The 26,725-nt window shown below is 65.4% G+C and carries 23 protein-coding genes; 15 read left to right on the top strand and 8 right to left on the bottom strand.

Going from position 1 to position 26,725, the window contains the following annotated elements; translation table 11 throughout:
* Positions 1-38: 38 nt before the first annotated feature.
* From rsxC to metG, 5 genes are all read right to left on the bottom strand, one after another.
* Positions 39-1,625: an electron transport complex subunit RsxC gene (gene rsxC, locus D779_RS12820; protein WP_043754625.1), complete on the bottom strand. Its 1,587-nt coding sequence runs from the start codon at positions 1,623-1,625 to the stop codon at positions 39-41.
* 15 nt (positions 1,626-1,640) lie between these two features.
* Positions 1,641-2,210 (bottom strand): electron transport complex subunit RsxB, encoded by a 570-nt coding sequence (gene rsxB, locus D779_RS12815; protein ID WP_043754622.1) that lies wholly within the window; start codon positions 2,208-2,210, stop codon positions 1,641-1,643.
* Positions 2,211-2,221: 11 nt separating this feature from the next.
* A complete protein-coding gene (gene rsxA, locus D779_RS12810; protein WP_043754620.1) occupies positions 2,222-2,803 on the bottom strand; it encodes an electron transport complex subunit RsxA in 582 nt (193 codons plus the stop codon).
* A gap of 207 nt (positions 2,804-3,010) precedes the next feature.
* A complete protein-coding gene (locus D779_RS12805) occupies positions 3,011-3,598 on the bottom strand; it encodes a Uma2 family endonuclease (RefSeq protein WP_043754619.1) in 588 nt (195 codons plus the stop codon).
* A gap of 93 nt (positions 3,599-3,691) precedes the next feature.
* Positions 3,692-5,737, bottom strand: a complete 2,046-nt coding sequence (gene metG, locus D779_RS12800) for a methionine--tRNA ligase (protein ID WP_043754618.1) — start codon at positions 5,735-5,737, stop codon at positions 3,692-3,694.
* Between the two features lie 116 nt (positions 5,738-5,853).
* Here metG and D779_RS12795 point away from each other — a divergent pair, with 116 nt between their 5' ends.
* From D779_RS12795 to D779_RS12775, 5 genes are all read left to right on the top strand, one after another.
* Complete coding sequence (locus tag D779_RS12795; RefSeq protein WP_043754617.1) at positions 5,854-7,623, top strand: SLC13 family permease; 1,770 nt, start codon at positions 5,854-5,856, stop codon at positions 7,621-7,623.
* Positions 7,624-7,912: 289 nt separating this feature from the next.
* Positions 7,913-9,004 (top strand): iron-sulfur cluster carrier protein ApbC, encoded by a 1,092-nt coding sequence (gene apbC, locus D779_RS12790; RefSeq protein WP_043754616.1) that lies wholly within the window; start codon positions 7,913-7,915, stop codon positions 9,002-9,004.
* Between the two features lie 140 nt (positions 9,005-9,144).
* A complete protein-coding gene (dcd, locus tag D779_RS12785) occupies positions 9,145-9,708 on the top strand; it encodes a dCTP deaminase (RefSeq protein ID WP_043754614.1) in 564 nt (187 codons plus the stop codon).
* Between the two features lie 75 nt (positions 9,709-9,783).
* Positions 9,784-10,560 (top strand): queuosine precursor transporter, encoded by a 777-nt coding sequence (locus D779_RS12780; RefSeq protein WP_043754613.1) that lies wholly within the window; start codon positions 9,784-9,786, stop codon positions 10,558-10,560.
* Positions 10,561-10,655: 95 nt separating this feature from the next.
* Positions 10,656-10,889: a hypothetical protein gene (locus D779_RS12775; protein ID WP_094300789.1), complete on the top strand. Its 234-nt coding sequence runs from the start codon at positions 10,656-10,658 to the stop codon at positions 10,887-10,889.
* A gap of 116 nt (positions 10,890-11,005) precedes the next feature.
* Here the strand turns inward: D779_RS12775 and D779_RS12770 are convergent, their stop codons facing one another.
* Entirely contained in the window at positions 11,006-12,169 is a 1,164-nt protein-coding gene (locus D779_RS12770; protein ID WP_043754612.1) for a glycosyltransferase, read from the bottom strand.
* 83 nt (positions 12,170-12,252) lie between these two features.
* Here D779_RS12770 and D779_RS12765 point away from each other — a divergent pair, with 83 nt between their 5' ends.
* The 7 genes from D779_RS12765 (at position 12,253) to D779_RS12735 (ending at position 18,770) form a co-directional block, all read left to right on the top strand.
* A complete protein-coding gene (locus D779_RS12765) occupies positions 12,253-12,645 on the top strand; it encodes a hypothetical protein (protein ID WP_043754610.1) in 393 nt (130 codons plus the stop codon).
* A gap of 129 nt (positions 12,646-12,774) precedes the next feature.
* Positions 12,775-13,815, top strand: coding sequence for a PstS family phosphate ABC transporter substrate-binding protein (locus D779_RS12760; RefSeq protein ID WP_043754608.1), 1,041 nt, complete (start codon positions 12,775-12,777; stop codon positions 13,813-13,815).
* 117 nt (positions 13,816-13,932) lie between these two features.
* A complete protein-coding gene (gene pstC, locus D779_RS12755; RefSeq protein WP_043754606.1) occupies positions 13,933-15,324 on the top strand; it encodes a phosphate ABC transporter permease subunit PstC in 1,392 nt (463 codons plus the stop codon).
* On the top strand, positions 15,317-16,630 hold the full coding sequence (pstA, locus tag D779_RS12750; protein WP_043754604.1) for a phosphate ABC transporter permease PstA: 1,314 nt from the start codon (positions 15,317-15,319) through the stop codon (positions 16,628-16,630). Before pstC ends, pstA begins: the two co-directional genes overlap by 8 nt.
* A 40-nt stretch (positions 16,631-16,670) precedes the next feature.
* Positions 16,671-17,534, top strand: a complete 864-nt coding sequence (gene pstB, locus D779_RS12745) for a phosphate ABC transporter ATP-binding protein PstB (RefSeq protein WP_043754602.1) — start codon at positions 16,671-16,673, stop codon at positions 17,532-17,534.
* 21 nt (positions 17,535-17,555) lie between these two features.
* A complete protein-coding gene (phoU, locus tag D779_RS12740) occupies positions 17,556-18,314 on the top strand; it encodes a phosphate signaling complex protein PhoU (protein ID WP_043754600.1) in 759 nt (252 codons plus the stop codon).
* Positions 18,315-18,482: 168 nt separating this feature from the next.
* Entirely contained in the window at positions 18,483-18,770 is a 288-nt protein-coding gene (locus D779_RS12735; protein ID WP_043754598.1) for an encapsulin-associated ferritin-like protein, read from the top strand.
* Positions 18,771-18,866: 96 nt separating this feature from the next.
* Here the strand turns inward: D779_RS12735 and D779_RS12730 are convergent, their stop codons facing one another.
* Positions 18,867-20,567 carry an FAD-dependent oxidoreductase gene (locus D779_RS12730; RefSeq protein ID WP_043754597.1) on the bottom strand — a complete coding sequence of 567 codons (1,701 nt, stop codon included), beginning with the start codon at positions 20,565-20,567 and terminating at the stop codon, positions 18,867-18,869.
* Between the two features lie 171 nt (positions 20,568-20,738).
* Positions 20,739-21,578 carry an AraC family transcriptional regulator gene (locus D779_RS12725; RefSeq protein ID WP_052348110.1) on the bottom strand — a complete coding sequence of 280 codons (840 nt, stop codon included), beginning with the start codon at positions 21,576-21,578 and terminating at the stop codon, positions 20,739-20,741.
* 112 nt (positions 21,579-21,690) lie between these two features.
* Here D779_RS12725 and D779_RS12720 point away from each other — a divergent pair, with 112 nt between their 5' ends.
* The 3 genes from D779_RS12720 to D779_RS12710 all read left to right on the top strand — a co-directional run bounded on the left by D779_RS12720 (position 21,691) and on the right by D779_RS12710 (position 26,468).
* On the top strand, positions 21,691-22,884 hold the full coding sequence (locus tag D779_RS12720; RefSeq protein WP_043754596.1) for a YbfB/YjiJ family MFS transporter: 1,194 nt from the start codon (positions 21,691-21,693) through the stop codon (positions 22,882-22,884).
* 169 nt (positions 22,885-23,053) lie between these two features.
* Entirely contained in the window at positions 23,054-23,971 is a 918-nt protein-coding gene (locus D779_RS12715) for a type IV pili methyl-accepting chemotaxis transducer N-terminal domain-containing protein (protein ID WP_052348109.1), read from the top strand.
* 154 nt (positions 23,972-24,125) lie between these two features.
* Positions 24,126-26,468, top strand: coding sequence for a methyl-accepting chemotaxis protein (locus tag D779_RS12710; protein WP_052348108.1), 2,343 nt, complete (start codon positions 24,126-24,128; stop codon positions 26,466-26,468).
* The last annotated feature ends 257 nt before the right edge of the window (positions 26,469-26,725 follow it).

The following is a 26,725-nucleotide window of genomic DNA, read 5'->3' as shown; positions in this document are numbered from 1 at the left end:
CGGCGCTGGGCGCAGGCGGCTGAAGGTGGGCCGCGCCATTAGGATGGCTCGTCCGTCGCGGCGGCCCGCTTGGCGGCCACGCGCTGCTTCGCGGCCTCGATCGCGGCCTTCTGCTGGCCGACCTTGTCCGGATCCGCGGGCGCCTTGGCGGCCATCGCCTCCTTCTGCTTGCGCAGCTTGGCCTGGCGCTCCTGCTCCTGGCGTTCCAGCCGGGCCTGCTTGGCGGCATGCCGGGCACGCGCCTGTTCGGACTTGCGTTTCTCCTGCTCGCGCGACCAGATCTCGGTCTTGGCGAAGCGATAGTACTGCACCAGCGGAATATGGCTGGGGCAGACCTGGGCGCAGCAGCCGCATTCGATGCAGTCGAAGAGGTTGTAGTCCTGTATCCGGTCCAGATCCTTGGCGCGGGCATACCAGTACATCTGCTGCGGCAGCAGGCTGGCGGGACAGGCCTGGGCGCAGCGTCCGCAACGGATGCAGGCGAGCGCCGGACCCGGGTCCGGGGACTCCTCCGCCGTGAGCGCCAGGATGCAGTTGGCGGCCTTGGTCACCGGGGTGGCGGCGGTTCGGAGGGTGAAGCCCATCATGGGGCCGCCGCAGATCAATCTGGCGGGCGTTTCGCGATAGCCGCCGCAGTGCGCGATCAGGTCCTCGGCCGGCGTCCCTATCGGGACCTGCAGGTTGCGCGGGTTGGCGATGGCGCGCCCGGTCACGGTGACGACGCGCGAGACGAGCGGCCGCCCTTCCAGCACCGCGTCCGCGACCGCGGCGGCCGTGCCCACGTTCTGGCAGACGATGCCGACCTGGGCCGGAATGCCCTTGGTGGGGACCTCCTTGCCGGTGAGGATGCGGATCAGCTGCTTCTCGCCGCCGCTCGGATAGAGCGTCGGAATGGGGACGATCTCGGTGTAGGCCCGCATGTCGGTCTCGGTCAGCGCGAGCCGCATCGCCTCGATCGCCTCGGGCTTGTTGTCCTCGATCCCGATCAGCACCTGTTTGACCTCGAGCAGGTGGTGCATGATGCGCACCCCCTCGAGGACGTGTCCCGCCCGCTCGCGCATGAGGCGGTCGTCGCAGCTGATATAGGGCTCGCACTCGGCGCCGTTGATGATGAGCGTGTGGATCTGGCGCTCCGTGCCCGGGCTCAGCTTGACGCTGGTCGGGAAGGAGGCGCCGCCCATGCCGACCACCCCGGCCCAGCGGATGCGCTCGCGGATGCGCTCGGGATCGAGCTGCGGATAGTCCGTGAGCGGCGGCGGCAGCTCGGCCCAGCTGTCGCTGCCGTCGGTCTCGATGACGGCGCAGGGGGCCGTGAGGCCCGAGGGATGGGGGACCGGATGATTCTCGACGGCGACGAGCGTGCCCGAGCTGGGTGCGTGGATGGGCGAGCTGACCAGTCCGGTCGGCTCGGCGATCATCTGTGCCTTCAGGACCTGCTCGCCGACGGTGGCGATCAGGCGAGCCGGCGCTCCGATATGCTGCTGGAGCGGGACCAGGAGCCGCCGGGGCAGGGCGATCGATTCGATCGCCGCCGCGTTCGACAGCGCCTTCTCGTCCGGGATGTGGATGCCGCCGTGGAAGGTCCACAGGCGGCGGTCCGTAATGGATGCTTGTGCGACGGCCAATCGGTGATCCTCGCGTCAGGCTGCCGAGCGCTCGGTGACGGCAGTGGCGGCGTCTCTGGAGGGGTTGTTCGGATAGGGCCAGCGCCAGCCCGAGATCTCCTCGGCGATGGGAACCATGCTGATGCAGTTCACCGGACAGGGGGGCAGGCAGAGCTCGCAGCCGGTGCATTCCTTCGAGAGCACCCCGTGTAGCTGTTTGGCTGCGCCGACGATGGCGTCCACCGGGCAGTTCTGCAGACAGAGGGTGCAGCCGATGCAGCGATTGGGGTCGATGACGGCGACCGCGGGCGGCTTCTCCTCGGCCTCCATGCCGGCCGGCTCGCGTCCGAGCAGGTCGGCCATCGCCAGGATGGTGGCCTCGCCGCCGGGGATGCATTTGTTGATGTCCTCGTCGCCGCACGCGACCGCCTCGGCATAGGGCCGGCAGCCCGGGTATCCGCACTGTCCGCACTGGGTCTGCGGCAGCAGCGCGTCGATCTGGTCGGCGATGGGATCGCCCTCGACATGGAAGCGGATGGCCGAATAGCCGAGCAGCCCCCCGAAGACGGCGGCGAGTGCGGCGATGGAGAGGATCGCGATCAGCATGGTGTCCGCCCTCAGCTCGCGACCAGTCCGGCGAATCCCATGAAGGCGAGCGACATGAGTCCGGCGGTGATGAGGGCGATGGCGCTGCCCTGGAAGGGTTCGGGTACGTCGGCGACGGTCACGCGCTCGCGGATCCCGGCGAACAGGGTCAGCACCAGCGAGAAGCCGATGGCGGCGCCGAAGCCGTAGAGCGCCGATTCGACCAGTGTGTGCTGCGACTGCTGGTTCAGCAGGGCGACGCCGAGCACGGCGCAGTTGGTCGTGATCAGCGGCAGGAAGATGCCCAGCAGCTGATAGAGCACCGGGCTGGTCTTGTGCATGACGGTCTCGGTGAACTGGACCACCGAGGCGATCACCAGGATGAAGGCGATGGTGCGCAGATAGCCGATGCCCAGTGGCTCGAGCAGATACTGTTCGACCACCCAGGTGATGACGGAGGACAGGGTCATGACGAAGGTCGTCGCGAGCCCCATTCCGATGGCGGTCTCCAGCTTCTTGGAGACGCCCATGAAGGGGCAGAGTCCGAGAAACTTGACCAGCACGAAATTGTTGACCAGCACCGTGCCGATCAGGATGAGTGCGTATTCAGTCATGCGGACACAAGGATGCGTGCGGAGGGCGCTGTTGAATGTCTGGTGCGTTCACCAATGGACCAAGTAGAGGCGAACGGCTCTGAACAGCAAAGGATAAGCCCTGAGTCCCATGGCTACAACCGAGATTCATTAGGGTTATCGGGAACGTACCCTCAGTCACCGCACTCGTCGGTTCTGTCTCCGCTCGCCGACCAATGCGGTGGGATCTCAGTCTTCATCCGTTTCGAAACGGACCTTGTCGTAGATATCCCCCAACCGGATAGCGCAGTCGATCGACTCCAGAGACAGGATCGATTCCGGATCGTCGTGGGCGTCCAGCAGCCAGCGGCCGTCCGCCTGGCGGGTGAAGACGTCGGCTCTCGGTCGATCCTGTGAGATGAGGACATATTGGCGCAGGCTCGGCAGACCGCGATAGATGGCGAACTTGTCGCCGCGGTCGTAGCCCTCGGTGGACGGCGACAGGACCTCGGCGACCAGCGTGGCGTTGGTCAGCACGTCCTTGCGTCTATCGTGGAAGGCAGGGTCGTCGCAGAGCACGAGGACGTCGGGGTAGGTGCAGGCGTCCGCCGTCTCGATGCGCAGGCGCATGTCGTTGGACAATGCGACGCAGGGACGCGATTTGAGCCGATTCGAAAATTCTCGGACGAGATTGGTCGTGATGACGTTGTGGTTGTAGGTCGCCCCGGTCATGGCGAAGACCTGACCGGCGACATATTCGTGCTTCTCGTCGATGCAGTCTCGCTCGGCGGCGAGATAGTCCTCGAAGCTGTAATAGGGCTTGGGCTGAGTCGACATCAGGGGCCTCCCGGTGGCGTATTGGACTGAGTCTAGCGGCAGATCGGGAAGGCGGCGCCGTCCGGACGGGCAGGACGGCGCGATTCGGCGGGCCTACTTGATCTTCATGCCCGGCTCGGCGCCCGAATCCGGGTTCAGGATGAAGATGTCCTTGCCGCCGGGGCCCGCGGCCAGGACCATGCCCTCGGAGACGCCGAAGCGCATCTTGCGCGGGGCCAGGTTGGCGACCATGACGGTCAGGCGCCCTTCCAGCTCCTTGGGGTCGTAGGCCGCGCGGATGCCGGCGAAGACGTTGCGGGTCTCGCCGCCCAGGTCCAGGGTCAGCTGAAGCAGCTTGTCGGCGCCCTCGACCTGTTTGGCCTCGCGGATGAGTGCCACCCGCAGGTCGGTCTTGGCGAAGGTCTCGTAGTCGACCACTTCGGCGATGGGGTCGCGGGTCAGGTGCGGGTTGGGCTCCGACGTGGCGGCGGGCGTGCCGGCCGCCGCGCTCAGGTCCTCCTTGGACGCCTCCAGCATGGCCTCGATCTGCTTGGGATCGATGCGGGTCATGAGCGGCTTGAAGGGGGCGATCTCATGGCCCAGGAGCGGTTCGGCCAGCGTATCCCAGGCGAGCGGCTCGATGCGCAGGAATGCCTCCGAATCGGCGGCCGTGCCCGGCAGGATGGGGCGCAGATAGCCGATCAGGACGCGGAAGAGGTTGATGCCCATGGAGCAGATGTCCTGCAGCTCGGCGTCGCGTCCCTCCTGCTTGGCGACCACCCAGGGGGCCTTCTCGTCGATGTACTGGTTGGCGCGGTCGGCCAGGGCCATGATTTCGCGCACCGCGCGGCTGAACTCGCGTCGCTCGTAGGCGGCGGCGATGGATTCGCCGGCGGCGACGAAGTCGGCGAACAGCTGGGGCTCGGACAGGCTCGCGGACAGACGCCCCTCGAAGCGCTTGCCGATGAACCCGGCACAGCGGCTGGCGATGTTGACCACCTTGCCGACCAGGTCGGCGTTCACCCGCGCCGCGAAGTCCTCCAGGTTGAGGTCGATGTCGTCGACGCCCGAGCCCAGCTTGGCCGCGAAGTAGTAGCGCAGATATTCGGGATTCAGGTGGTCCAGATAGGTGCGGGCCTTGATGAAGGTGCCGCGCGACTTGGACATCTTCTGGCCGTCGACCGTGAGGAAGCCGTGAGCGAAGATGGCGCTCGGGGTGCGGAATCCGGCCCCGTGGAGCATGGCCGGGAAGAAGAGGGCATGGAAATAGATGATGTCCTTGCCGATGAAGTGGTACAGCTCGGCGTTGGAATCCTTGTCCCAAAAGCGGTCGAAGTCCAGACCCTCGGTCTTGTCGCAGAGGTTCTGGAAGCTGGCCATGTAGCCGATCGGGGCGTCGAGCCAGACGTAGAAGAACTTGCCCGGGTGGTCCGGGATCTCGAAGCCGAAATAGGGCGCGTCGCGCGAGATGTCCCACTCCTGGAGTCCGGCCTCGAACCATTCGTCGAGCTTGTTGGCGACCTCCTTCTGCAGACCGCCGCCGCGGGTCCAGCCCTTGAGCATCTCCTCGAAGTCGCCCAGCCTGAAGAAGTAGTGGTCCGACTCGCGCTGTTCGGGCACGGCGCCCGAGACCGCCGAGCGTGGGTTCTTGAGATCGGCCGGGGAGTAGCTGGCGCCGCAGACCTCGCAGTTGTCGCCGTACTGGTCGGGCGCGCCGCACTTGGGGCACTCGCCCTTGATGAAGCGGTCCGGCAGGAACATCTGCTCGACCGGGTCGTAGGCCTGGGTGATGGTCCGCTTGGCGATGTGCCCGGCGTCGCGATTGCGCTCGTAGATGAGGGCCGAGTAGTGCTGGTTCTCGGTCGAGTGGGTCGAGTGATAGTTGTCGAAGCCGACCCGGAAGGCGGCGAAGTCGGCCTGATGCTCCTCGGAGACGCGCGCGATCAGATCCTCGGGCGCGATGCCCTCCTGGCGGGCGCGCAGCATGATGGGGGTGCCGTGGGCGTCGTCGGCGCAGACGTACCAGCAGTTGTGACCGCGCATCTTCTGAAAGCGCGCCCAGATGTCCGTCTGGATGTATTCGACCAGATGACCGATGTGGATGGGGCCGTTGGCGTAGGGCAGTGCGCTGGTGATGAGGATGTCGCGGGGCTGGGTCATTGAAATGCTCGGATGCTCTCGATCAAATTGGCCAAGTATCTCACGAGCGGCAAGCCTGGGGCGATGGTGCGACGGAGGCTGGCCGATCGACACGCTGGATCGATCGAGGAACGGATATGACATGGGATGCCTGGCTGTCGGTGACGGTCGTCGCCAGCGCGATCGCCGCGTTGGCACTCACCAAATGGCCCGCCGATCTGGTTCTGGTCGGGGGCGTGACCCTGCTGCTGCTCGCCGGGGTGCTGACGCCGGCCGAGGCCCTGCAGGGGCTCTCCAACCAGGGCATGGTGACGGTCGCCGTGCTCTACGTGGTCGCCGCCGGTCTGCGCGAGACGGGGGCGATCGGCTGGCTGGTGCAGGGCGTGCTCGGACGCCCGCGCGGTCTGGCCCATGCCCAGCTGCGGCTCATGTCGCCGGTAATGGGCATGAGTGCCTTTCTCAACAACACGCCGGTCGTCGCCATGTTCCTGCCGGCGGTCAACGACTGGGCGCGCCGTAACCGTCTGCCGCTCTCCAAGCTGCTGATCCCGCTGAGCTACGCCTCGATCCTGGGCGGGACCTGCACCCTGATCGGGACCAGTACCAACCTGGTCGTCAACGGCATGATGGGCGCGCACGGCGGTCTGCCGACCCTGGGCATGTTCGAGATCGCCTGGGTCGGGCTGCCCTGCGCCCTGGCGGGCATGCTCTATCTGCTGGTCGGCGGCCGCTGGCTGCTGCCCGACCGCCGTCCGGTGATGAGCGACCTCGACGACCCGCGCGAGTATACGGTCGAGATGCTGGTCGAGCCCGGCAGCCCGCTGGCCGGGCGGACCATCGAACAGGCCGGTCTGCGTCATCTGCCGGGCGTCTATCTGCTCGAGCTGGAGCGCGACGGCGAGATCCTGCCGGCGATCGCGCCCCACCAGCGGCTCCAGGCCCAGGATCGGCTGGTCTTCGTCGGCGTGGTGGACTCTGTCGTGGATCTGCAGCGCTTTCGCGGTTTGGTGCCGGCGAGCGATCAGGTCTTCAAGCTCGACGTTCCCCGCCCCGATCGCTATCTGGTCGAGGCCGTGGTCTCGGACAGTTGTCCCCTGGTCGGAAGGAGCATCCGCGAGGGACGCTTTCGCGGACGCTACGAGGCCGCCGTGATCGCCGTGGGGCGCAACGGCGAGCGCCTGCGCGGCAAGATCGGCGACATCGTGCTGCGCGCGGGGGACACCTTGCTGATGGAGGCCGATCCCGGGTTCGTCGAGCGCCAGCACAACTCGCGGGACTTCTTCCTGGTCAGCCGGATCCCGGACTCGCATCCGCTGCGTCAGAACCGTGCGCTGATGGCGGTTCTCATCCTCGTCTCCATGGTCGCGGTGGTCACGCTCGGCTGGTTGCCCATGCTGCAGGCCTCCATGCTGGCGGCCGGTCTCATGCTGGCGACCCGCTGCATCAACGCCCAGGCGGCGCGTGCCGCGGTCGACTGGAAGGTCCTGATCGCCATCGCCGCCTCATTCGGGTTGGGGCGGGCCTTGGAGGTCAGCGGGGCTGCCGGCTTCATCGCCGAGGATCTGGTCCAGCTCGCCCAGGACGATCCTTGGATCACCCTGGCCGTCGTCTATCTGGTGACCATGCTCTTCACCGAGCTCGTCACCAACAACGCCGCGGCGGTGCTCATGTTCCCGATCGCACTCTCGACCTCGCAGGCCCTGGGGGTCCAGTTCATGCCCTTCGCCGTCGCCATCATGATGGCGGCCTCGGCGAGCTTCTCGACACCCATCGGCTACCAGACCAATCTCATGGTCTATGGCCCCGGGGGTTACCGCTTCTCCGACTATTTCAGGGTCGGGATCCCGCTCAACCTGCTGGTGGCGAGCATCACCATCGGGCTCGCCCCACTGGTTTGGGGATTTTGACTTGGATTATCCTTAGCGTTTTAGTGCCCATTAATCCTTTGGGCGTGGACCTGAGGATGCGGACCCCGCACGTCGCGCGATCGCCGATTTCGCCCGGCCCGATTTCCTGGCTGGCGGGTTGGTTTTGCGTGATAGAGTAGAGGCATTGGGGTTGAATTAGCATTCGCTAATGCCAAGCTAGCGACGACCTGGCGATGCCGCGCATCGGTCGGGATCCGCAGCGCAAGTCCATGCCAGCGGCGTCTCCCGGCCTGGCCGAACGCCATCACAGTCAACGGAGTTTCCCTACATGTCTGTCATCAGCAAAGAAGCCGTCGAAGCGGCGATCAAGGGCTACAAGGAGCCCCATCTGGGGCGCGATCTGGTCGCGGCGCACGCGGTCAAGTCGATCGATATCGAGGGCGATGCGGTCCGGGTCGCGGTCGAGCTGGGCTTCCCGGCCAAGGGCATCCAGCAGGCCATCGCCGATGCGGTGAAGGACTGCGTCATGGGCGTGTCCGGCGTCGGCTCGGCCCAGGTCGATGTGAGCTGGGAGATCAAGGCCCACTCGGTGCAGAAATCGCTCAAGCCGATCGACAACGTCAAGAACATCATCGCCGTGGCCTCAGGCAAGGGCGGCGTCGGCAAGTCGACCACCGCCGTCAATCTGGCTCTGGCGCTCGCGGCCGAGGGTGCGCGCGTGGGTCTGCTGGACGCGGACATCTACGGCCCCTCGCAGCCGCGCATGCTGGGCATCGACGGCAAGCCAGAATCCAAGGACGGCAGCACGCTCGAGCCCATGAGTAGCTACGATCTCCAGGCCATGTCGATCGGGTTCCTCATCGACGAGGAGACCCCCATGATTTGGCGCGGTCCCATGGTGACCCAGGCCCTGGAGCAGCTGCTCAAGGACACCAACTGGTCCGACCTCGACTATCTGGTCATCGACCTGCCGCCGGGCACCGGCGACACCCAGCTGACCCTGGCCCAGAAGGTGCCGGTCTCGGGCGCGCTCATCGTCACCACGCCCCAGGACATCGCGCTGCTCGACGCCCGCAAGGGGCTCAAGATGTTCCAGAAGGTGGAGGTGCCGGTGCTCGGCATCGTCGAGAACATGAGCATCCACATCTGCTCCAAGTGCGGACACGAGGAGCACATCTTCGGTCAGGGCGGCGGCACGGCCATGTCCGAGCAGTACGGGGTCGATCTGCTCGGCTCTCTGCCGCTGGACATCCAGATCCGCGAGGAGACCGACAACGGCAAGCCGACCGTGGTCGCCCAGCCGGATTCGCGCATCACCGAGATCTACCGCGAGATCGCCCGCAAGACCGCTGCCAAGCTGTCGCTGCAGGCCAAGGACTACGCCGCCAAGTTCCCCCGCATCGTCATCGAGAACAACTGAGGTTTCCCGCCTCGGTACTCGCCGGTCGGTCGGGATTCGCTCCTCCTGACCGGTGGGCGGGGTTCGGGCCGGCGGCGCGATTTTGCGGTCGGCCCGGGCGCGTTGTATGCTCGCGCGTTATTTTTGCGTGAGGCTGGACAATGGCCATCAAATCCGACCGCTGGATCCGCCGTATGGCCGGACAGGGCATGATCGAACCCTTCGAGGCCGCTCAGGTGCGCGAGGGGGATGCAGGGCGTCTGATCTCGTACGGGACATCGAGCTACGGCTACGACGTGCGCTGCGCCGACGAATTCAAGATCTTTACCAACATCAACTCGGCGATCGTCGATCCCAAGAACTTCGACTCCAACAGCTTCGTCGACCTCAAGTCGGACGTCTGCATCATCCCCCCCAACTCGTTCGCGCTCGCCCGCACGGTCGAATACTTCCGTATCCCGCGCAACGTCCTCACCATCTGTCTGGGCAAGAGCACCTATGCGCGCTGCGGCATCATCGTCAACGTGACGCCCCTGGAGCCCGAGTGGGAGGGACACGTCACCCTGGAGTTCTCCAACACCACGCCGCTGCCGGCCAAGATCTACGCCAACGAGGGGGTGGCCCAGATCCTCTTCCTCGAATCGGACGAGATCTGCGAGACCTCCTACAAGGACCGCGGCGGCAAATACCAGGGCCAGCGCGGGGTGACGCTGCCCAAGTCCTGACGTCGCATCGGCATCGCGCTGTCGGCGGTTGGCCGGCAGCCGGTCGTTGAAGGCCGAAAGCTACAGGGGGTGACCATGACGCTCGATCGGCCGACCAGGCTTTTCGTGATCCTCGGCGGATTCTTCGTCTGCAACGCCCTGATCGCCGAGTTCCTCGGCGTCAAGATCTTCGCCCTGGAGGATACCCTGGGGCTCGCGCCGCTCGACTGGAATCTGTTCGGTCAGTCCGGCTCGCTGAACTTCACCGCTGGCGTGCTGCTGTGGCCGGTGGTGTTCATCATGACGGACATCATCAACGAGTATTACGGCCGTCGCGGCGTCCGTTTCCTCTCCTATCTGACCGTCGGACTCATCGTCTACGCCTTCGGCTTCGCCTATCTGGCCATCGGGCTGTCGCCGGCCGGCTGGTGGGTGGGCATCCAGGCATCCAAGGGCGTGCCGGACATGCAGGCCGCCTATGGCGTGATCTTCGGTCAGGGAATGTGGATCATCGCCGGATCCGTCATCGCCTTCCTCATCGGCCAGCTGCTCGACGTCTTCGTCTTCCACCGCATCCGGCGCGTCACCGGCGAGCGTTACGTCTGGGCACGTGCGACCGGATCGACCCTGGTCTCGCAGCTCATCGACAGCTTCGTCGTCCTCTATATCGCCTTCGTCCTTGGGCCGCAGAAATGGTCGATGGAGCTCTTCCTGGCGGTCGGCACCGTCAACTATCTCTACAAGTTCGTGGTCGCCATCGCCCTGACCCCCGTCATCTATCTCGGGCGCTATCTCATCCACGGCTATCTGGGCGACGAGACCGCGCGTGCGCTCGCCGCGCGGGCGGCTGGCCGCTCGGCGGAGGGGGCGTGACGGGGTTCGCGGAATGGCGGTCGCCGTTATCGGCGGTCAGGGCTTTACGCTAAAGTGTGAGACAGAATCAAGCCTTCTTCGAGGTGACCATCGTGATGATTTCGAGCGCATTCCAATCGGGCCTCTCAGGCATCGCGGCCGGTATGAACGGCGTGAGCCGCAACGCCGCCGAGATCGCGAGCAGCGCGCAAATGAACGGAACCGCCACCCGCGACGTCAGCGCGCCGCTGGTCGAGCAGACCCAGAACGTGCGTCTGGCCGAGTCATCGACCAAGGTCGTGGCCGCGGCGGATGGCATGATCGGCACCCTGATCGACGAATTCGCCTGAGTCCCGATCGTCCCGTCCAGCCCCTTTCAGCATGTTTCCGAGAGGGCAGGGCCGCGCAGGCGCTCTCAATATCGATCTTCGCGTCCTTTGCGCCTTTGCGGTTCAAATATCCCGAGTCAGCTCCGCTGCCTGCTGGAGATCACTTCCTCGTAGAGCCCCAGCATCCGGTCGGCCAATACGGGTGCTGACCATGAGCGTGCATGCTCGACCGCCTCCACCGACAGCCGATCGCGAAGCGCCTGGTCGGTCAGCAGGCTGACCGCCTTGTCGGCGAAATCCACCTCGTCCTCCTCGGCGATGAGCGAACCCTTGCCGTCGCCCAGCACCTCCTTGGTGCCCATGACCGCGGTCGAGACGACCGGCACGCCGAGCGCCATCGCCTCCAGCAGCACCAGGCCCTGGGTCTCGGTCCGCGAGGCGAAGACGAAGGCCGAGCCGGCGCAATAGCAGTCCTCCAGCGATCCGTCCCGGCTCAGATAGCCGGTGAAGAGGATGTTGTCCGTCAGTCCCAGCTTGACGGCCAGCCTGTCGAGTTCGGGCCGGGCCGGGCCTTCTCCGGCGATCGCCAGCAGCACGTCCGGAACCTGCTGCACGACCCGCGCGAAGGCGCGCAGGACGAAGTCGATGTTCTTCTCGAACGCCAGCCGGCTGACATGGACCAGCATCGGGCGTTTCGGCGGGATGCCGAAGCGGGCCCGGAATCGCGAACCGTCGCCCCGGCTGAACTGGGTCAGGTCGATGCCGGTCGGGATGACCTTGGCGTGGGTCTCGACGCCGTAACGGACGAGCACGTCCAGCATCGCCTGGGACGGCACGGCGAGGGCGTCCACCGCGTTGCATTGCGCGGTCGAGAAAAAGCGTGCCGCGCGCTGCAGCCAACGCGAGGGAACGAAGGAGACGTAGTGGTGGAAATATTCCTCGAAGAAGGTGTGATAGCTCTCGACGACCGGGATTCCCAGCCGCTTGGCGAGCGCCAACCCGGAATAGTGGGCGATGAAAGGGGTCTGGACGTGGAGCAGATCGAACCCGCGCTCGGCGAGCGATCGGGTCAGACCCCGGATCCGGAACGGCTGCAGGATGCGATCCTCCGGATCGATCGGGAGGTAGCGCGAGGGAATCCGCAGGATTTCGAAGGGGTCGGGCGTGCTGCTGCCGTAGTCCGGCGCGATGAGCGTGACCTCGTGTCCCTTGGCGACGAACTCGCGTGCGAAGGTCTGTATCGATGTGGAGACGCCGGTGACGCGAGGGAAATAGACATCCGAGATCATCAGGACGCGCATGGCTGGATAGATCCGCAACCGAAAAATCCGGCGATGATACCCTTAGCGGCTCTTCATTCGCATCCTCATATAGGATTGGTGACATGCTCCATCGATCGAATTCGATTCGTATCATCCTCTCCGTCGGGTTGATCGCGGCCGCGCTCGGCGCTCAGCCGGCATGGGCCCAGCGGGAGGAAACGGCCCCCGCGCTCTGGGGGTACGGGGTCAAGTCCTGCACGAACTTCCTGGCCGTGGTGCCGCGGCGCGATACCCCGCTGGAATTGGCCGACGAGGAATATCTCCGCTATCGCCAGTGGCTGGCCGGGCTGGTCAGCGGTCTGAATCTGGCGACCCGGCACGACGTATTGGAAGGCGCCCAGATCGATGCGGCCATGTCGCGCATCCAGTCGATCTGCCAGAACGATCCGAGCGAGGATTTCTTCAACGCGAGCCTGCGTCTATTGCGTCTGCTCGGACAGCTCAAGTCGAATTGATCTCTATCGCTCGGAACGGGCGTCCGGACGGCTGGTCGTCACGGAACGGTCATGTCTTCTTCATAAAATGGGCATGGGCAACGCGGAGAATATCGCCACCATTTCACTGCCCACCGGGATTCCGCAGCTATGAAGAAGACATTGATCGCCGCCGCCGTGACGCTGGCGGCCGCTTCCGTTTCGACGCAGGCGATGGCTCGCGACAGCATCTACATCGTCGGCTCCTCGACCGTGTTCCCCTTCTCCACCGCGGTGGCCGAGACCTTCGGTCGCACCACGAGCTTCGCCACCCCCAAGGTCGAGTCAACCGGTTCCGGCGGCGGGTTCAAGCTTTTCTGCGCCGGTGTCGGCGTCGATCATCCGGACATCACCAACGCCTCGCGCCGCATGAAGGGCTCCGAGTTCGACAAGTGCCAGGAGGCCGGCGTCAAGGAGATCACAGAGGTCAAGGTCGGCTTCGATGGCATCTCCGTCGCCAACTCCAAGACGGCCGGGCGTTACGACCTGACCCTGAGGGAACTCTTCCTGGCCCTGGCCAAGGACATCCCGGACGGCAAGGGCGGCTTCATGCCCAACCCGAACCAGACCTGGCACGACGTGAACCCCGATTTCCCCGAGAACAAGATCGAGGTGCTGGGTCCGCCCCCGACATCCGGTACCCGCGACGCCTTTGCCGAGCTGGCGATGGAGGGCGGCTGCAAGACCTTCCCCCAGATCAAGGCCCTGAAGAAGGAAGACAAGAGCAAGTACAAGGCGGTCTGCCACGGCATCCGTGAGGACGGCGCCTACATCGAGGCCGGCGAGAACGACAACCTCATCGTCCAGAAGCTCGCCTCCAATCCCTCGGCCCTGGGCATCTTCGGCTTCAGCTTCCTCGACCAGAACACCGACAAGGTCCAGGGATCCAAGATCGAAGGCATCGAGCCCACCTACGACACCATCTCCGATGGCTCCTATCCCATCTCGCGCTCGCTCTACTTCTACGTGAAGAACGCCCATGTCGGCACCATCCCCGGCATCGAGGAGTATGTCGCCGAGTTCACCAGCGAGAAGGCGTGGGGCCCCGAGGGCTATTTGGCCGACAAGGGCCTGATCGCGCTGCCGGATGCCGAGCGTGCGAGCATCGCCAAGACGGCCCAGTCCCTGACCCCCATGTCCAAGCCCGAATAAATCGGACCTCGGGAAACGCCGATCGCCGGCGTTTCCCGTCCGGGCCATGAATGGCCCGCAAGCCGCCGATGGTCTCCAGAGGCCATCGGCTGTTGTATTTCAGTCTGCGGGATTTCGATGAACGCCTGGACCCTCACTCTATTTCTGCTCGCCGTCATGGCCGCGGCCTACCACTTGGGCCGCAAGCGTGCGATCTCCGGTGCCGGCGGTATCGACCGGATCAAGACGCTACACTCGCTGCCTCTCTACCATGGTCTCTACGCCGCACTCTGGGCGGGCATTCCGGCGCTGCTGCTGCTGGGGCTCTGGTCTGGATTCCAGGATCAGATCATCACCGCCCTGGTGACCGCATCCCTGCCTCCCGAGAGCCTGGACGGGCTGTCGGAGGGACGGGTCGGCCTCCTGATCAACGACATCAGGAACCTGGCCACCGGCAATATCGTCTCCTCGACCCTGACCCCCGGGATCCAGGCGGCGGCCGATCAGTACGGCCGGCTCCAGCAGATTTCTAGCTGGACCAAATGGCTCCTGGTGCTGACGGTCGCGCTCGGCGGTATGGGGCTCGCGCTCTCGCACACCGAGCCCGGGATGCGGGCCCGCAATCGGGTGGAGAGGATCGTCAAGATCATCATGATCGTCTTCTCCTCGATCGCGATCCTGACCACGCTGGGCATCCTGCTGTCGGTGCTGTTCGAGTCGCTGCGCTTCTTCCATGCCATTTCCCCCCTGGAGTTCTTCCTCGGCACCAGCTGGAGCCCGCAGATCGCGCTGCGCGCCGATCAGGTCGGCGCCTCGGGCGAGTTCGGTGCCGTGCCGCTCTTCACCGGGACCCTCCTGGTGTCGGCCATCGCCATGCTGGTCGCGGTCCCCATCGGTCTGATGGCGGCCATCTATCTCTCCGAATACGCCTCGCGCGGCGTGCGCGCCTTCGCCAAGCCGGTGATCGAGGTCCTGGCCGGCATCCCGACGGTGGTCTACGGCTTCTTCGCCGCGCTGACCGTGGCCCCCCTGATCCGCGAGTTGGGTACGTCGGTCGGACTGGAGGTCGCCTCCGAGAGCGCCCTGGCGGCCGGCCTGGTGATGGGGGTCATGATCATCCCCTTCGTCTCTTCGCTATCGGACGACGTCATCAACGCGGTGCCCCAGTCGATGCGCGACGGCTCCTACGCGCTCGGGGCGACCCAGTCCGAGACCATCCGCCGGGTCATCGTCCCGGCCGCCCTTCCGGGCATCGTCGGCGGCATCCTGCTCGCCGTCTCGCGCGCCATCGGCGAGACCATGATCGTGGTCATGGCCGCCGGTCTGGCCGCCAATCTCACCGCCAATCCGCTCGACAGCGTGACCACGGTGACGGTGCAGATCGTGACCCTGCTGACCGGCGACCAGGAATTCGACAGCGCCAAGACATTGGCCGCATTCGCATTGGGTCTGACCCTCTTCATGGCGACCCTGACCCTCAACGTCGTCGCCCTGACGATCGTGCGCAAGTATCGAGAGCAATATGACTGATCCATCCGTCAACCCGGACACCTCCACGCCCCGGCGGGCGATCGACGTCGTCAACGCCTCGCTGAAGCGCCGCTACGCCAAGGAGCGCCGCTTCCGCCTGCTCGGCGCGACGGCGGTCGGACTGGGGCTGGTGTTCGTGCTGCTGCTCTTCGCCGACATCGTCGGCAAGGGCTACACGGCCTTCCAGCAGACCTATTACCGGCTGCCGGTCACACTGTCCGCCGATCTCGTCGATCCCGAGGGGACGCGCGATCCGCGGACGCTGGCGCGGGCGGACTACATGACGCCGATTCGCCAGTCCCTGCGCCAGCTCTTCCCCGAGGTGAAGGACCGGCGCGAGCGCCGTCAGCTCAATTCCATCGTCAGCGTGGGCGCGCCCCAGCTGATCGCCGAGGCCGTGATCGCGAATCCGGACCTTATCGGAACCACCAGCGACTTCTGGATCCTGGCCGACGACGACATCGACATGCTGGTCAAGGGGTACATCGACCGCAACGCGCCCGAGTCCGACCGCCGGGTCGACGACCGGGTCATCGGCTGGATCGACCGTCTGGAGGACGAGGGACGGGTCGCCAAGCGCTTCAACACCATCTTCTTCACCCACGGCACCTCGCGCGAACCCGAACTCGCGGGGATCGCCGGTGCGCTGATGGGCTCCTTCTACACCCTGGTGCTGGCCCTGGCCCTCTCCTTCCCGATCGGGGTCGGGGCGGCCATCTATCTCGAGGAGTTCGCGCCCAGGAACCGCTGGACCGATCTGATCGAGGTCAACATCAACAACCTGGCCGCGGTGCCCTCGATCGTCTTCGGTCTGCTCGGGCTGGCGGTCTTCATCGGCTTCTTCGGCGTGCCGCGCTCGACGCCCCTTGTCGCCGCGCTGGTGCTGACCCTCATGACATTGCCGACCATCATCATCTCCAGCCGCGCCGCACTCAAATCGGTCCCGCCGTCCATTCGCGAGGCGGCGCTCGGGGTGGGCGCCTCGCCGCTGCAGACCCAGTTCCATCACGTCCTGCCCCTGGCGATGCCGGGCATGCTCACGGGCACCATCCTCGGCATGGCCCAGGCCCTGGGCGAGACCGCCCCGCTGCTGATGATCGGCATGATCGCCTTCATCGTCGACGTCCCGGGCGGGTTCACGGATCCGGCCACCGTGCTGCCGGTCCAGATCTTCCTCTGGGCCGACAGCCCCGAGCGCGGATTCGTCGAGCGCACGTCGGCGGCCATCATGGTCCTGCTGGCCTTCCTGTTCCTGATGAATCTGGCGGCGGTTCTGCTGCGGCGCCGGTTCGAGCGCCGCTGGTAGGGCAGGGCGCCGATTCAATGAATTTCGAGGTTATCGAGTGATGAATACCATGGCTGAGGCAATTGACAAGACGACCGGCGCCATGAGCGCCTCCGAGCTGGCCGGCGGGATACACTCCAGGGCGACGGTCGGGGATTTCACCGTCGCCGATCCGCGCATGTCCTGTCGCGACGTGGACGTCTGGTACGGCTCCAAGCAGGCCATCAAAGGGGTGAGTCTGGACATCGCCCAGAACGAGGTCCTCTCCATGATCGGGCCGTCCGGCTGCGGCAAGTCGACCTTCCTGCGCTGTCTCAACCGCATGAACGACACCATCGACGGCTGCCGCGTCACCGGTTCGATCCGGCTCGACGGCCAGGACATCTACGACCGGTCGCTGGACCCGGTGCCGCTGCGCGCCCGGGTCGGCATGGTGTTCCAGAAACCGAATCCCTTCCCCAAGTCGATCTACGAGAACGTGGCCTACGGTCCCAGAATCCACGGTCTGACCAACAATCGCACCGAGCTGGACGCCCTGGTCGAGAGCAGTCTGCGCAAGGCCGGGCTCTGGGAGGAGGTCAAGGACCGGCTCGACCAGCCCGGAACCGGGCTCTCGGGCGGTCAGCAGCAGCGTCTCTGCATCGCCCGCACCATCGCCGTCTCGCCCGAGGTCATCCTCATGGACGAGCCCTGCTCGGCGCTCGATCCCATCGCCACGGCGATCGTCGAGGAATTGATCGACGAGCTGCGGGCCAACTACAGTATCGCCATCGTCACCCATTCGATGCAGCAGGCGGCGCGCGTCTCGCAGCGCACGGCCTATTTCCATCTGGGCGATCTGATCGAGGTCGGAGAGACCAACGACATCTTCACCAATCCCAGACACAAGCTGACCGAAGACTACATCACCGGACGCTTCGGCTGAGACCCGCGGCGCGGAGCCAGAATGACCGACACCAACGCATCCAGACCCGTCCCCGATCTCGGCGGCGGCCATACCGTCCGCCGCTACGACGAGGAGCTCGCCAAGCTGCGCGCCATCATCCTGGAGATGGGCGAGCATGTCGTGGGACAGACCCAGTCGGCCCTGGCGGCCCTGGTCGATCGCGAGGAGAGTCAGGCCTATCGGGTCCTGGACCGCGAGCCGCAGATCGACTATCTGTCGCTGGACGCCGACGAGGAGGTGTTCCGGGTGATCGTCCGGCGCCAGCCGACCGCGGTCGACCTGCGCATCGTGCTGGCCATGTCGAAGATCGCCGGCGACGTGGAGCGTGCCGGCGACAAGGCGACCAGCATCGCCGGTCAGGCGCTCGAGCTCAAGGGACTGGCCGGGGGGCTGGACGAACTTCCGGAGGAGCTGAAGCAGTCCTTCCGCGCGCTCTACGACCGCGCCTGTTGCATGTTCGAGCAGAGCATCCAGGCCGTCGCCCATTTCGACGTGGCCCTGTCGCTCGGGATCTTCGAGGACGAGCCTCCTTTGTGCGAGGCCGGGAAGGAGCTGCGCCGGCTTCTGGGCGACGAGGAGCGATCCGAGCTGACGCCGAGACAGATCGTCTGCCTGCTCACCAGCGCCCATGCCCTGGAGCGGGTCGGGCGGCATGCCTCCAACATCGCCGAGCAGGTGATCTATGTCGCCCTGGGGCAGGACGTGCGCTACCGCAACCGCGAGATCCTGATCGAGACCCTGCGTCATCAGGGGTATTGAATCTCGATGTCCGGAGGCGCCTTTCGCGCGCCGATCATCGCCGTAATGATCCGTGGCAACCCCTGGGGATGAGCGGGCTTGAGTTCCGACCCCCATGGTCGGACAATGACTTCACACCGTCCCGCGCCCGGTTCCGTGGCGCGGTCATCCCTATAGAGGAGTCATTCCATGTCGAGCGAAGGCTATCACGAGCCGATCGAGGAGCTGTCCGACGAGACCCGCGACATGCATCGGGCCATCGTTTCCCTGATGGAGGAACTGGAGGCCGTCGACTGGTACCACCAGCGCGTCGACGCCTGCAAGGACGAAGATCTCAAGGCCATCCTCGCCCACAACCGCGACGAGGAGAAGGAGCACGCGGCCATGCTGATGGAGTGGATCCGGCGTAAGGATCCGACCTTCGACAAGGAGCTGAAGGACTATCTCTTCACCGATAAGCAGATCGCCCATCATTGATTGGAGCTACCAGCCTCCAGCGGTCAGCCACCAGCGGTGCTATCGTGCTGGTAGCTGGTAGCTGGTAGCTGGTAGCTGGTAGCTGGTAGCTGGTAGCTACTTCTCCCGCGGATATGGCCAAGCCATGATTCCGCCTTCCATCACCTTCACCTGGGTCCAGCCGTACGCTTGCAGGGCGGCCGCCGCCTCGTAGCCGCGCAGCGAGATCTTGCAGTAGAGGATGATCTCCTTGTCCTTGTCGGCCGGCAGCTCGTCCAGACGTCCGCGCAGGGCGCCCAGCGGGATGAGGGTCTCGCCGATGCCCAGTCGCATCTCCTCGAACTCCTGCGGACTGCGGGTGTCGAGGATGAAGCAGTCCGCCCCGCTGTCGACCCGCTGCTTGACCTCGGAGACCGAGATCCCTTGCATGCGCCCGCTCAGCTTGTTGTCGAGGACATGGGCCGAGACGATGACGTGATCGAGCGCCAGCGAGTAGGGTGGCGCATAGGGCAGGTCGGCGTTGTTGAGATCCTCGACGGTCAGCTTGCCGCGGATCGCCATGGCCACCGTGGCGACACGCTTGCTCGCGTCGCCCGGGCCGATGCACTGGAAGCCGATCACCCGTCCGCTCTTGCGGTCCGCGACCATCTTGCTGACGAGCAGCTGGCCGTTCATGTAGCCCGGGATGTCGAGCCCCGAGACGGTCGCGGTCTCGATATCGAATCCGGCCTCCCGGGCGGCGGCCTCGCTCAGTCCGGTGAATCCGACGGTGAAGTCGAAGATCTTGCAGATGCCGGTATGGGTGATGCCGGGGAAGCTGGCGCTCTCGGGTTCGATCAGGTTCTGTCCGATCACCCGTCCCTGCAGATTGGCGATGTCGCCGTAGGGCGCGCGGACCGTCTCGTTGTTGATCAGCGAGCGGCACTCGACGCAGTCGCCCGCGGCATAGATGTCGGGATCCGAGGTGCGCATGAAGTCGTCGACCGCGATTCCGCCCTTGTCGCCGATCTCGAGCCCCGCCGCCTTGGCGAGGCCGACGTTGGGCCGCACGCCCACCGCGATGACCGCCAGCTCGCACGGAAGCTCGGTACCGTTGTCGAGTTTCACGCCGTTCAGTTTGCCGTCTTCACCGAGGAAGGCGGCCACGCCGTTGTTGGTGATGATGTCGGCCTCCTTGGAGCGGACGTGGTTCTCGACCAGCTTGGCCAGGTCCGGGTCCAGGAAGGGCAGAATCTGTCCGGTCTTCTCGATGACCGTGGTCTGGATGCCGGCCAGATGCAGTGCCTCGCAGACCTCGAAGCCGATCAGCCCGCCGCCGACCACCACGGCCTTGGTCACCTTGCCCTGGTCGCGCACGGCGCGCAGGGCGTCGGCGTCGCCCAGGCTGTGCAGCGTGCGGATGCCGTCGAGGTCGCTGCCCGGGACCTGCGGATAGAGTGGGCTGGCCCCGGTCGCGATGACCAGGCGGTCGTAGGGCAGCACCTGGGTCTCGCCGCTCGGCAGATGCAGGCAGGTCACCGTCTTGGCCTCGCGGTCGATCGAGAGCGCCTCGGTCTCCACCAGCGCCTCGATGCGCTTGGCCTTGTCGAAGAAGTTGGGGTCGCGAACGATGCCGGCCGGGGTGCAGATGAGCATGTTGCGGTCGTCGAAGACCCCGCCGACGTAATAGGGGAATCCGCAGGAGGCCATGGAGAGATCCGCCTCCTTCTGGATCAGGGTGATGGAGGCGTGCTCGTCCATGCGGCGCGCCTTGGCGGCGGCCTTGGGACCCGCGGCCGAGCCGCCGATGACGAGGATCTTGAGGGCTTGCGAGGACATGGGGAGGGAATCCTTGCTCGATGGGTGGAAGGGACATGCCGCCGATGCATGCGGGGGATCGTCGCGTCATGATCGGCAGTCCCCCATAGTGTGAGGCGATCGGCCGGCGACGGATTTGAAGAATCGCAAAACCATGGTCGAAACCTGGGTCGACCTGAGTGTAGCTCTTGTTCATGATGGGTGTCTGTCGATCGGCTCCCGGGAGGATCCCGAGGCGGTTCGGCCCCGCTGTGTCCGCCATTCGGTCGGTGAGCGGCCCATCGCCTGGCGGAACATGTAGGTGAAGGCCGAGGTCGAGGCGTAGCCCAGACCGAGGGCGATGTCGGTGACGCTACGCTCGGTGCACAGCCACTCGACGGCCAGGAAGAGCCGCAGCCGGTAGCGCCAGTCCCGCAGGCTCATTCCCAGCTCCTTCTCGAACCGGCGGGCCAGGGTGCGGCTGGATGCGCCGAGCTCCCGTCCCCAGTCGTCGAGGCTGCGCGGATCGGCCGGGTTGGCATGGAGCGTCTCGCAGAGGCGGTTCAGCTGCAGGCTCCGGGGCCAGGGCAGATGGAAGTCCTGCACGGTCAGCCGTTCGAGTTGCGCGAGGATGAGGGCGATCAGCTGGTCGATGTAGCGGTCCTCCTGCTCGCTGCGGCCGACCTGCTCCAGCTCGATGATGAGCGCCTGCAGCAGCTCGGTGACGGCGAGCACGCAGCACCTGTCCGGCATCTGCAGTCCGGGCACGTCGGCGACGTAGAGATTCCTGAACTCGGCGCCGTTCAGCGCCCCGGTGGTGTGCTCCACACCGGTCGGAACCCAGATCGCCTGCTCGGGCGTGATGACGTGCCAGGTGTCACCGACCGTGACCACCAGGGTGCCCGAGGTGGCATAGACGAACTGGTTCCAGCGGTGCGAGTGCAGCGGGAACTTCTGTCTCGGCAGCAGGTTCTGCGAGCGCGAGTGGATGGCCCTCGGCAGGGTCTCGAGTTCGGGGACATCGATGCTGAACCAGTCCTGTTCCGGTGACATGCCGGTATCTCCGGGTGGCGGTTGGTCGATAGATATCGGCGTCGTATCGAAAGCGGGGGCCGGATCCCGACGCTAGCATGACCGGCATCCCAGATCCAAGTGAGATTCGATCATGTCCACCAGAGTTGCAGCGCTTGCCCCGGACAGCGCGGCCGAGCGCTATCGCGTCATCTTCGCCGGGGTCTGTGCCCTCATTCTGACCGTCGGTCTCGCCCGCTTCGCCTATACGCCCCTGCTGCCGATCATGCGGACCGAGGCCGGCCTTTCCTACCTGGCCGGCGGCTGGCTGGCCACCTTCAATTACATGGGCTACATCACCGGTGCCCTGATCGCCGCCAGCATCAGCGACCTCGGTCGCAAGTACCAGCTCTATCGCATCGGTCTGGTCGTGGCCCTGGCGAGTACCGCGGCGATGGGCATGACCACCGACCTGACGCTGTGGGTGGTGCTGCGCTTCATCTCAGGCTTGTCGAGCACGGCGGGGCTCCTGCTGGCCTCGGGTCTGGTGCTCAACTGGCTGATGCGTCAGGGGCATCGACCCGAGCTCGGGCTTCACTTCACCGGGCTGGGGCTCGGCATCGTCGTCTCGGGTCTGGCGGTGGCCGCCATGGTCGGCCATCTGCCCTGGAACCTGCAGTGGATCGGTCTGGGCCTGCTCGGTATCGCCTTCTTCCTTCCGGCCTGGTGGTGGCTGCCGGCACCGGCCAGAGGTCGATCCGGCGCGGTCCTTGAGTCGGACCGCAAACCTTCCAGACGCTGGATGTGGCTGCTCATGGGCGCCTATTTCTGCGGCGGATTCGGCTATGTCATCAGCGCCACATTCATCGTTTCCATCCTCGAGAAGATCCCGATGCTGACCGGGCAAGGCGGCTGGATCTGGGTCATCGTCGGGCTTGCCGCCGCGCCTTCCTGCTTTCTCTGGGACCGCGTGGCTGGAGCCTTGGGTCAGATTCCAGCCCTGATCCTCGCCTACGGTTTGCAGGCCCTCTCCATCCTGCTGCCGGTCGTCACCGAACATTCGGCCCTCAACCTGTTCAGCGCCATGCTCTACGGAGGGACCTTCGTCGGCATCGTCAGTCTGACCCTGTCGCTGGTCGGACGCTGTTTCCCTGAGAATCCGGCCAAGGCCATGGCGCGGCTGACCCTGAGCTACGGCGTCGCCCAGATCCTCGCTCCCGCGATGGCCGGCTACATTGCGGCCATGACCGGCAGCTACAGGGGTTCGCTGATCGTCGCGGCCGGCGTCATGGCGGTCGGGATGCTGCTGCTGGTGCTCCTCGAGCGGTACGAGGAACTCGAGCCTTAGGACGTCCGATTTCGGGATGGCCGAGCGCGGGTTTCTGCGGGTCCTGGTCGTGAAACGTGACGAACTCCGAGGTCGATATCGGCGTCGATCCGATAGGCTGTCTGGCGCTTGGCGGGTGGCACTCTAGACTAGGATTGCCCACATACAATGATAGAGAGGATGGTTTCGCATGCAGATGTGTACCCGCAATCGAGCACACCTTCTGTCCGTTTCCGGTGCCTTATGGCTCCTGTTCGCGATCGGATTCACGACGCCCCTCTTCGCCGAGGGACCTAGCTCGGCGGAATATGGCGTGGTCCTCAACCTGTCCGGCAAACAGCGCATGCTGAGCCAGAAGATGAGCAAGGAGGCCATGCTCGTCGCGCTGGACGTCGACAGGGACAAGAATCTGGCCAACCTGGAGAAGACCTCGGCGCTGTTCGACAAAACCTTGAAGGGGTTGCGCGACGGCAGCGAGGAGCTGGGTCTGCCGCCGACCACGAGCGGCCGCATCCTGCGTCAGCTCGGTAAGATCGATGCCGTTTGGCAAGAATTCTATACGGTGATCGAGCAGATCGTCGCCACCAAGCAGGTGACGCCCGAACAAGTCGGGGCACTGGCCAAGACCAATATCCCTTTGCTCAAGGAGATGAACAAGGCGGTCGGCCAGTACGAAAAGGACGCTAAGGCGGGCGGTCTCGAGGCCGATCCAGGGCTCGCCGCGACCATCAACCTGGCCGGCAAGCAGCGCATGCTGACCCAGAAGATGAGCAAGGAGTTCCTGCTCGTCGCCTACGGCTACGATCCGGAGGACAACAAGCTCGCGCTGCTCGAGACCTACAGCCTGTTCGAGCGCACGCTCGCGGGTCTGCGGGACGGTGATAAGATTCTGGATCTGCCCGGCACCCAGGAGCCGGCCATCCGCGAGCAGCTGGCCGTCGTCGAAGGGCTCTGGGCCACATTCAAGCCCATCGTCGCCTATGGCGCCGATTACAGGACCACTGAGATTCCGCGCGACAAGATCGAGGCGCTGGCTCGAACCAATCTGCCGCTGCTCAAGGAGATGAACGCGGCGGTCGTCATGTACGAGAAGCAGGCGGCCGAATAGTCCGCCGGACGGGCGGCGGCCTCAAGGCTGGTTTTATCGGCCACCGCCATCAATATGGACTCTTGTCCCGGCTCGGTCGCCACGACGACGAGGGTCCGTCGAGCCATCCTTCCCATCGCCTCGATCATGGACGCGCGCTGGAGGTTCATTCCGAATGACGATCAAGATCAAGCTGCTCGGCGGTGGAATCATCATCGGCCTGCTGCTGGGCGCCGTGCTGGTGCTGACCCTCATGTCCTTTGGACGCCTGAGCGGCGGCTTTTCGGACGTGGTGGTCAAATCGGCGGCGGGTGTCGAAAGTTCCAGGTTGACCGAGGAGCGTCTGGCCAAGGCCGATGGAGATCTGGCCCGCATTTCGAGTGGGATGCTGGCCGTGGTCGAGGACATCAATCAGACCAATATGCAGATCAAGGTTCTGGAGCGGAAGATCCGTGGCATCGCGGGCACCCTCACCGAGCTGACCGCGTCGGTCGACGCGGCGGCCGCCGAGCTGCCCGAGGGCGAGATCCGCTACGCGGTGGAGGACGTGACCGACGCGGTCGCCGACATCCTCGAGAGCGTGCAGCGCGAGGCATTGGTGAACGTGGCGGGCACCGTGCGCAAGATGCAGCAGTTCACCCAGAACATCGGGGCCGAGGTCGAGGGTATCGACCGGCTCTCGATGGAACTCGGCGAGGTCAAGGACCTCAGCGCCCAAATGGTCTCGACCAACCAGGAGATGCGCCATCTCTCCGAGGGCTTCAGCGATGAGATCAGCCTGTCGCGCAACCTCATCGTCGGCGTTCTGATCGCGACTCTGGTCCTGGCGCTGATCGGTGCGTCGCTCCTGACACGGACCATCGCCCGGCCGCTGGATCGAGCGAACCGGATCGCCCGTGGCATCGCGGATGGCGACTTGGATCAGGAGGTCGACATCATGGGCAAGGACGAGATCGGTCAGCTCGGCGCCTCCATGTCCGTGATGATCAGGAATATCAAGTCCTCGATGGACGAGGCGCGTCGCCGCGCCGACGAGGCGACGCGCATCCGCATGGCGCTCGACGTCTGCAGCACCAATGTCATGGTGGCCGACGAGGAGCAGCGCATCATCTATCAGAACCAGTCGTCCGGCACCACGCTTGGAGCGATCCAGGAGTCCTTGCGGAAGGGGCTGAAGGGACTTGATGCGGCGCATCTGGTCGGCAGCCGTCTGTTCGATTTCCATCCCCGGCCCGAGAGTCAGCGCACCGTCCTCGACCAGCTGGCCGAGGTCCGCCGCGAGGATCTCGCGGTCGGGGGGCGCCAGTTGCGACTGATCGCGACCCCGGTCTTCAACGATGGTGGCGCGCGTCTGGGAACGGCCATGGAATGGACGGACCGCACCCAGGAGGCCGCGGTCGAGGCGGAGGTCGAGGCCATCGTCGACGCCGCCAGGCGTGGCGACCTCTCGCGCCGGCTCGAGAGTACCGGCAAGAGCGCCTTCTTCGCCCGGCTCGGCGAGGGCATCAACGAGCTGCTCGGCGTGAGCGAGCAGGTGATCGACGATACCGCGAGCATCCTCGGCGCCGTGGCGGGCGGCGATCTGACGCATGAGATGACGCATGAGCTGGAGGGCAAGTTCGCGGTCATGCGCGACTCGCTGAACGAGACCATCCGCAATCTGCGCGACATAGTGGGACGGATCGGTGAGGCGGGCGAGACCATCGTCTCGGGTGCCGGCGAGATCGCCCAGGGCAATTCGGACCTATCCCAGCGTACCGAGGAGCAGGCCAACTCGCTGGAGAAGACCGCCTCGCGCATGGCCGAGCTCACGGGTACCGTGCGTCAGAACGCGGACCATGCCAGTCAGGCCAATCAGCTCGCCGGGGTCGCCCGGGATCATGCCGAGCGCGGCGGCGAGGTGGTCGGGCAGGCGATCAACTCCATGCAGGAGATCAACGCCGCCAGCCAGCGCATCGCGGACATCACCACCGTCATCGACGGCATCGCCTTCCAGACCAATCTGCTCGCGCTCAATGCGGCGGTCGAGGCGGCGCGCGCGGGCGAGCAGGGCCGGGGCTTCGCCGTGGTCGCCGGCGAGGTGCGCAGCCTGGCCCAGCGCAGCGCCGAGGCCGCGCGAGAGATCAAGGGCCTGATCCAGGACACGGTCGGCAAGGTCGAGGACGGTAGCCGGCTGGTCGACGAGTCGGGCGCCGCGCTGAGCGAGATCGTCACCGCGGTGAAGAAGGTGACCGATGTGGTGGCCGAGATCGCCGCCGCCACCGCCGAGCAGTCCTCCGGCATCCAGCAGGTCAACAAGTCGATCGAGCAGATGGACGAGGTGACTCAGCGCAACGCAGCCCTGGTCGAACAGGCCGCGGCCGCCTCGGAGTCGATGGCCGAGCAGGCCAAGGGTCTGCAGCAGCTCGTCGGGGTCTTCCGGGTGGCGGCCTATCGGCCGCTCGGGAAGGATGCGGTTCCGATCCCGGCCGCTCCAGCCACGCCGAGTCTGCCTCTTCTGGAAGACGAGACCCGATGATCTCGGGGGTGCTGAGATGGTATCGGCACGTTCGCCGGAGTCGTTCGAGCATCGGATCCGCAGAGGCGGTTCGGCTCTAAGAGGCTGCCCGACTTACGTTCGAGACGTGTTCGTACGCAAAATTTGGAGCACTTCGCGGAAATAACTCTGCTCTGGCTTTCGCGTACGAGCATCGGAATTGGTCACCTTGTCCCCAGTTTGCGGTCTCTTGGGCCTAAGTCGGACAGCCTCCAGCCTCCCAGCGTGGGAGATAGGAA

Origin of the sequence: Imhoffiella purpurea (assembly GCF_000585215.1) — a bacterium.
Taxonomy (GTDB): domain Bacteria; phylum Pseudomonadota; class Gammaproteobacteria; order Chromatiales; family Chromatiaceae; genus Imhoffiella; species Imhoffiella purpurea.
The sequence above is the reverse complement of the archived record's forward strand: the minus strand, read 5'-3'. Positions and strand labels throughout refer to the sequence as shown.

Coding starts and splice junctions, on each gene's coding strand:
- D779_RS12760 (WP_043754608.1), top strand. CDS start 12,775: ATGAAGAAGACATTGATCGCCGCCGCCGTGACGCTGGCGGCCGCTTCC.
- dcd (WP_043754614.1), top strand. CDS start 9,145: ATGGCCATCAAATCCGACCGCTGGATCCGCCGTATGGCCGGACAGGGC.
- pstC (WP_043754606.1), top strand. CDS start 13,933: ATGAACGCCTGGACCCTCACTCTATTTCTGCTCGCCGTCATGGCCGCG.
- D779_RS12725 (WP_052348110.1), bottom strand. CDS start 21,578: ATGTCACCGGAACAGGACTGGTTCAGCATCGATGTCCCCGAACTCGAG.
- D779_RS12710 (WP_052348108.1), top strand. CDS start 24,126: ATGACGATCAAGATCAAGCTGCTCGGCGGTGGAATCATCATCGGCCTG.
- D779_RS12730 (WP_043754597.1), bottom strand. CDS start 20,567: ATGTCCTCGCAAGCCCTCAAGATCCTCGTCATCGGCGGCTCGGCCGCG.
- D779_RS12735 (WP_043754598.1), top strand. CDS start 18,483: ATGTCGAGCGAAGGCTATCACGAGCCGATCGAGGAGCTGTCCGACGAG.
- pstA (WP_043754604.1), top strand. CDS start 15,317: ATGACTGATCCATCCGTCAACCCGGACACCTCCACGCCCCGGCGGGCG.
- pstB (WP_043754602.1), top strand. CDS start 16,671: ATGAATACCATGGCTGAGGCAATTGACAAGACGACCGGCGCCATGAGC.
- apbC (WP_043754616.1), top strand. CDS start 7,913: ATGTCTGTCATCAGCAAAGAAGCCGTCGAAGCGGCGATCAAGGGCTAC.
- D779_RS12765 (WP_043754610.1), top strand. CDS start 12,253: ATGCTCCATCGATCGAATTCGATTCGTATCATCCTCTCCGTCGGGTTG.
- D779_RS12780 (WP_043754613.1), top strand. CDS start 9,784: ATGACGCTCGATCGGCCGACCAGGCTTTTCGTGATCCTCGGCGGATTC.
- D779_RS12805 (WP_043754619.1), bottom strand. CDS start 3,598: ATGTCGACTCAGCCCAAGCCCTATTACAGCTTCGAGGACTATCTCGCC.
- D779_RS12715 (WP_052348109.1), top strand. CDS start 23,054: ATGCAGATGTGTACCCGCAATCGAGCACACCTTCTGTCCGTTTCCGGT.
- D779_RS12775 (WP_094300789.1), top strand. CDS start 10,656: ATGATTTCGAGCGCATTCCAATCGGGCCTCTCAGGCATCGCGGCCGGT.
- rsxA (WP_043754620.1), bottom strand. CDS start 2,803: ATGACTGAATACGCACTCATCCTGATCGGCACGGTGCTGGTCAACAAT.
- D779_RS12770 (WP_043754612.1), bottom strand. CDS start 12,169: ATGCGCGTCCTGATGATCTCGGATGTCTATTTCCCTCGCGTCACCGGC.
- rsxB (WP_043754622.1), bottom strand. CDS start 2,210: ATGCTGATCGCGATCCTCTCCATCGCCGCACTCGCCGCCGTCTTCGGG.
- D779_RS12720 (WP_043754596.1), top strand. CDS start 21,691: ATGTCCACCAGAGTTGCAGCGCTTGCCCCGGACAGCGCGGCCGAGCGC.
- phoU (WP_043754600.1), top strand. CDS start 17,556: ATGACCGACACCAACGCATCCAGACCCGTCCCCGATCTCGGCGGCGGC.
- metG (WP_043754618.1), bottom strand. CDS start 5,737: ATGACCCAGCCCCGCGACATCCTCATCACCAGCGCACTGCCCTACGCC.
- D779_RS12795 (WP_043754617.1), top strand. CDS start 5,854: ATGACATGGGATGCCTGGCTGTCGGTGACGGTCGTCGCCAGCGCGATC.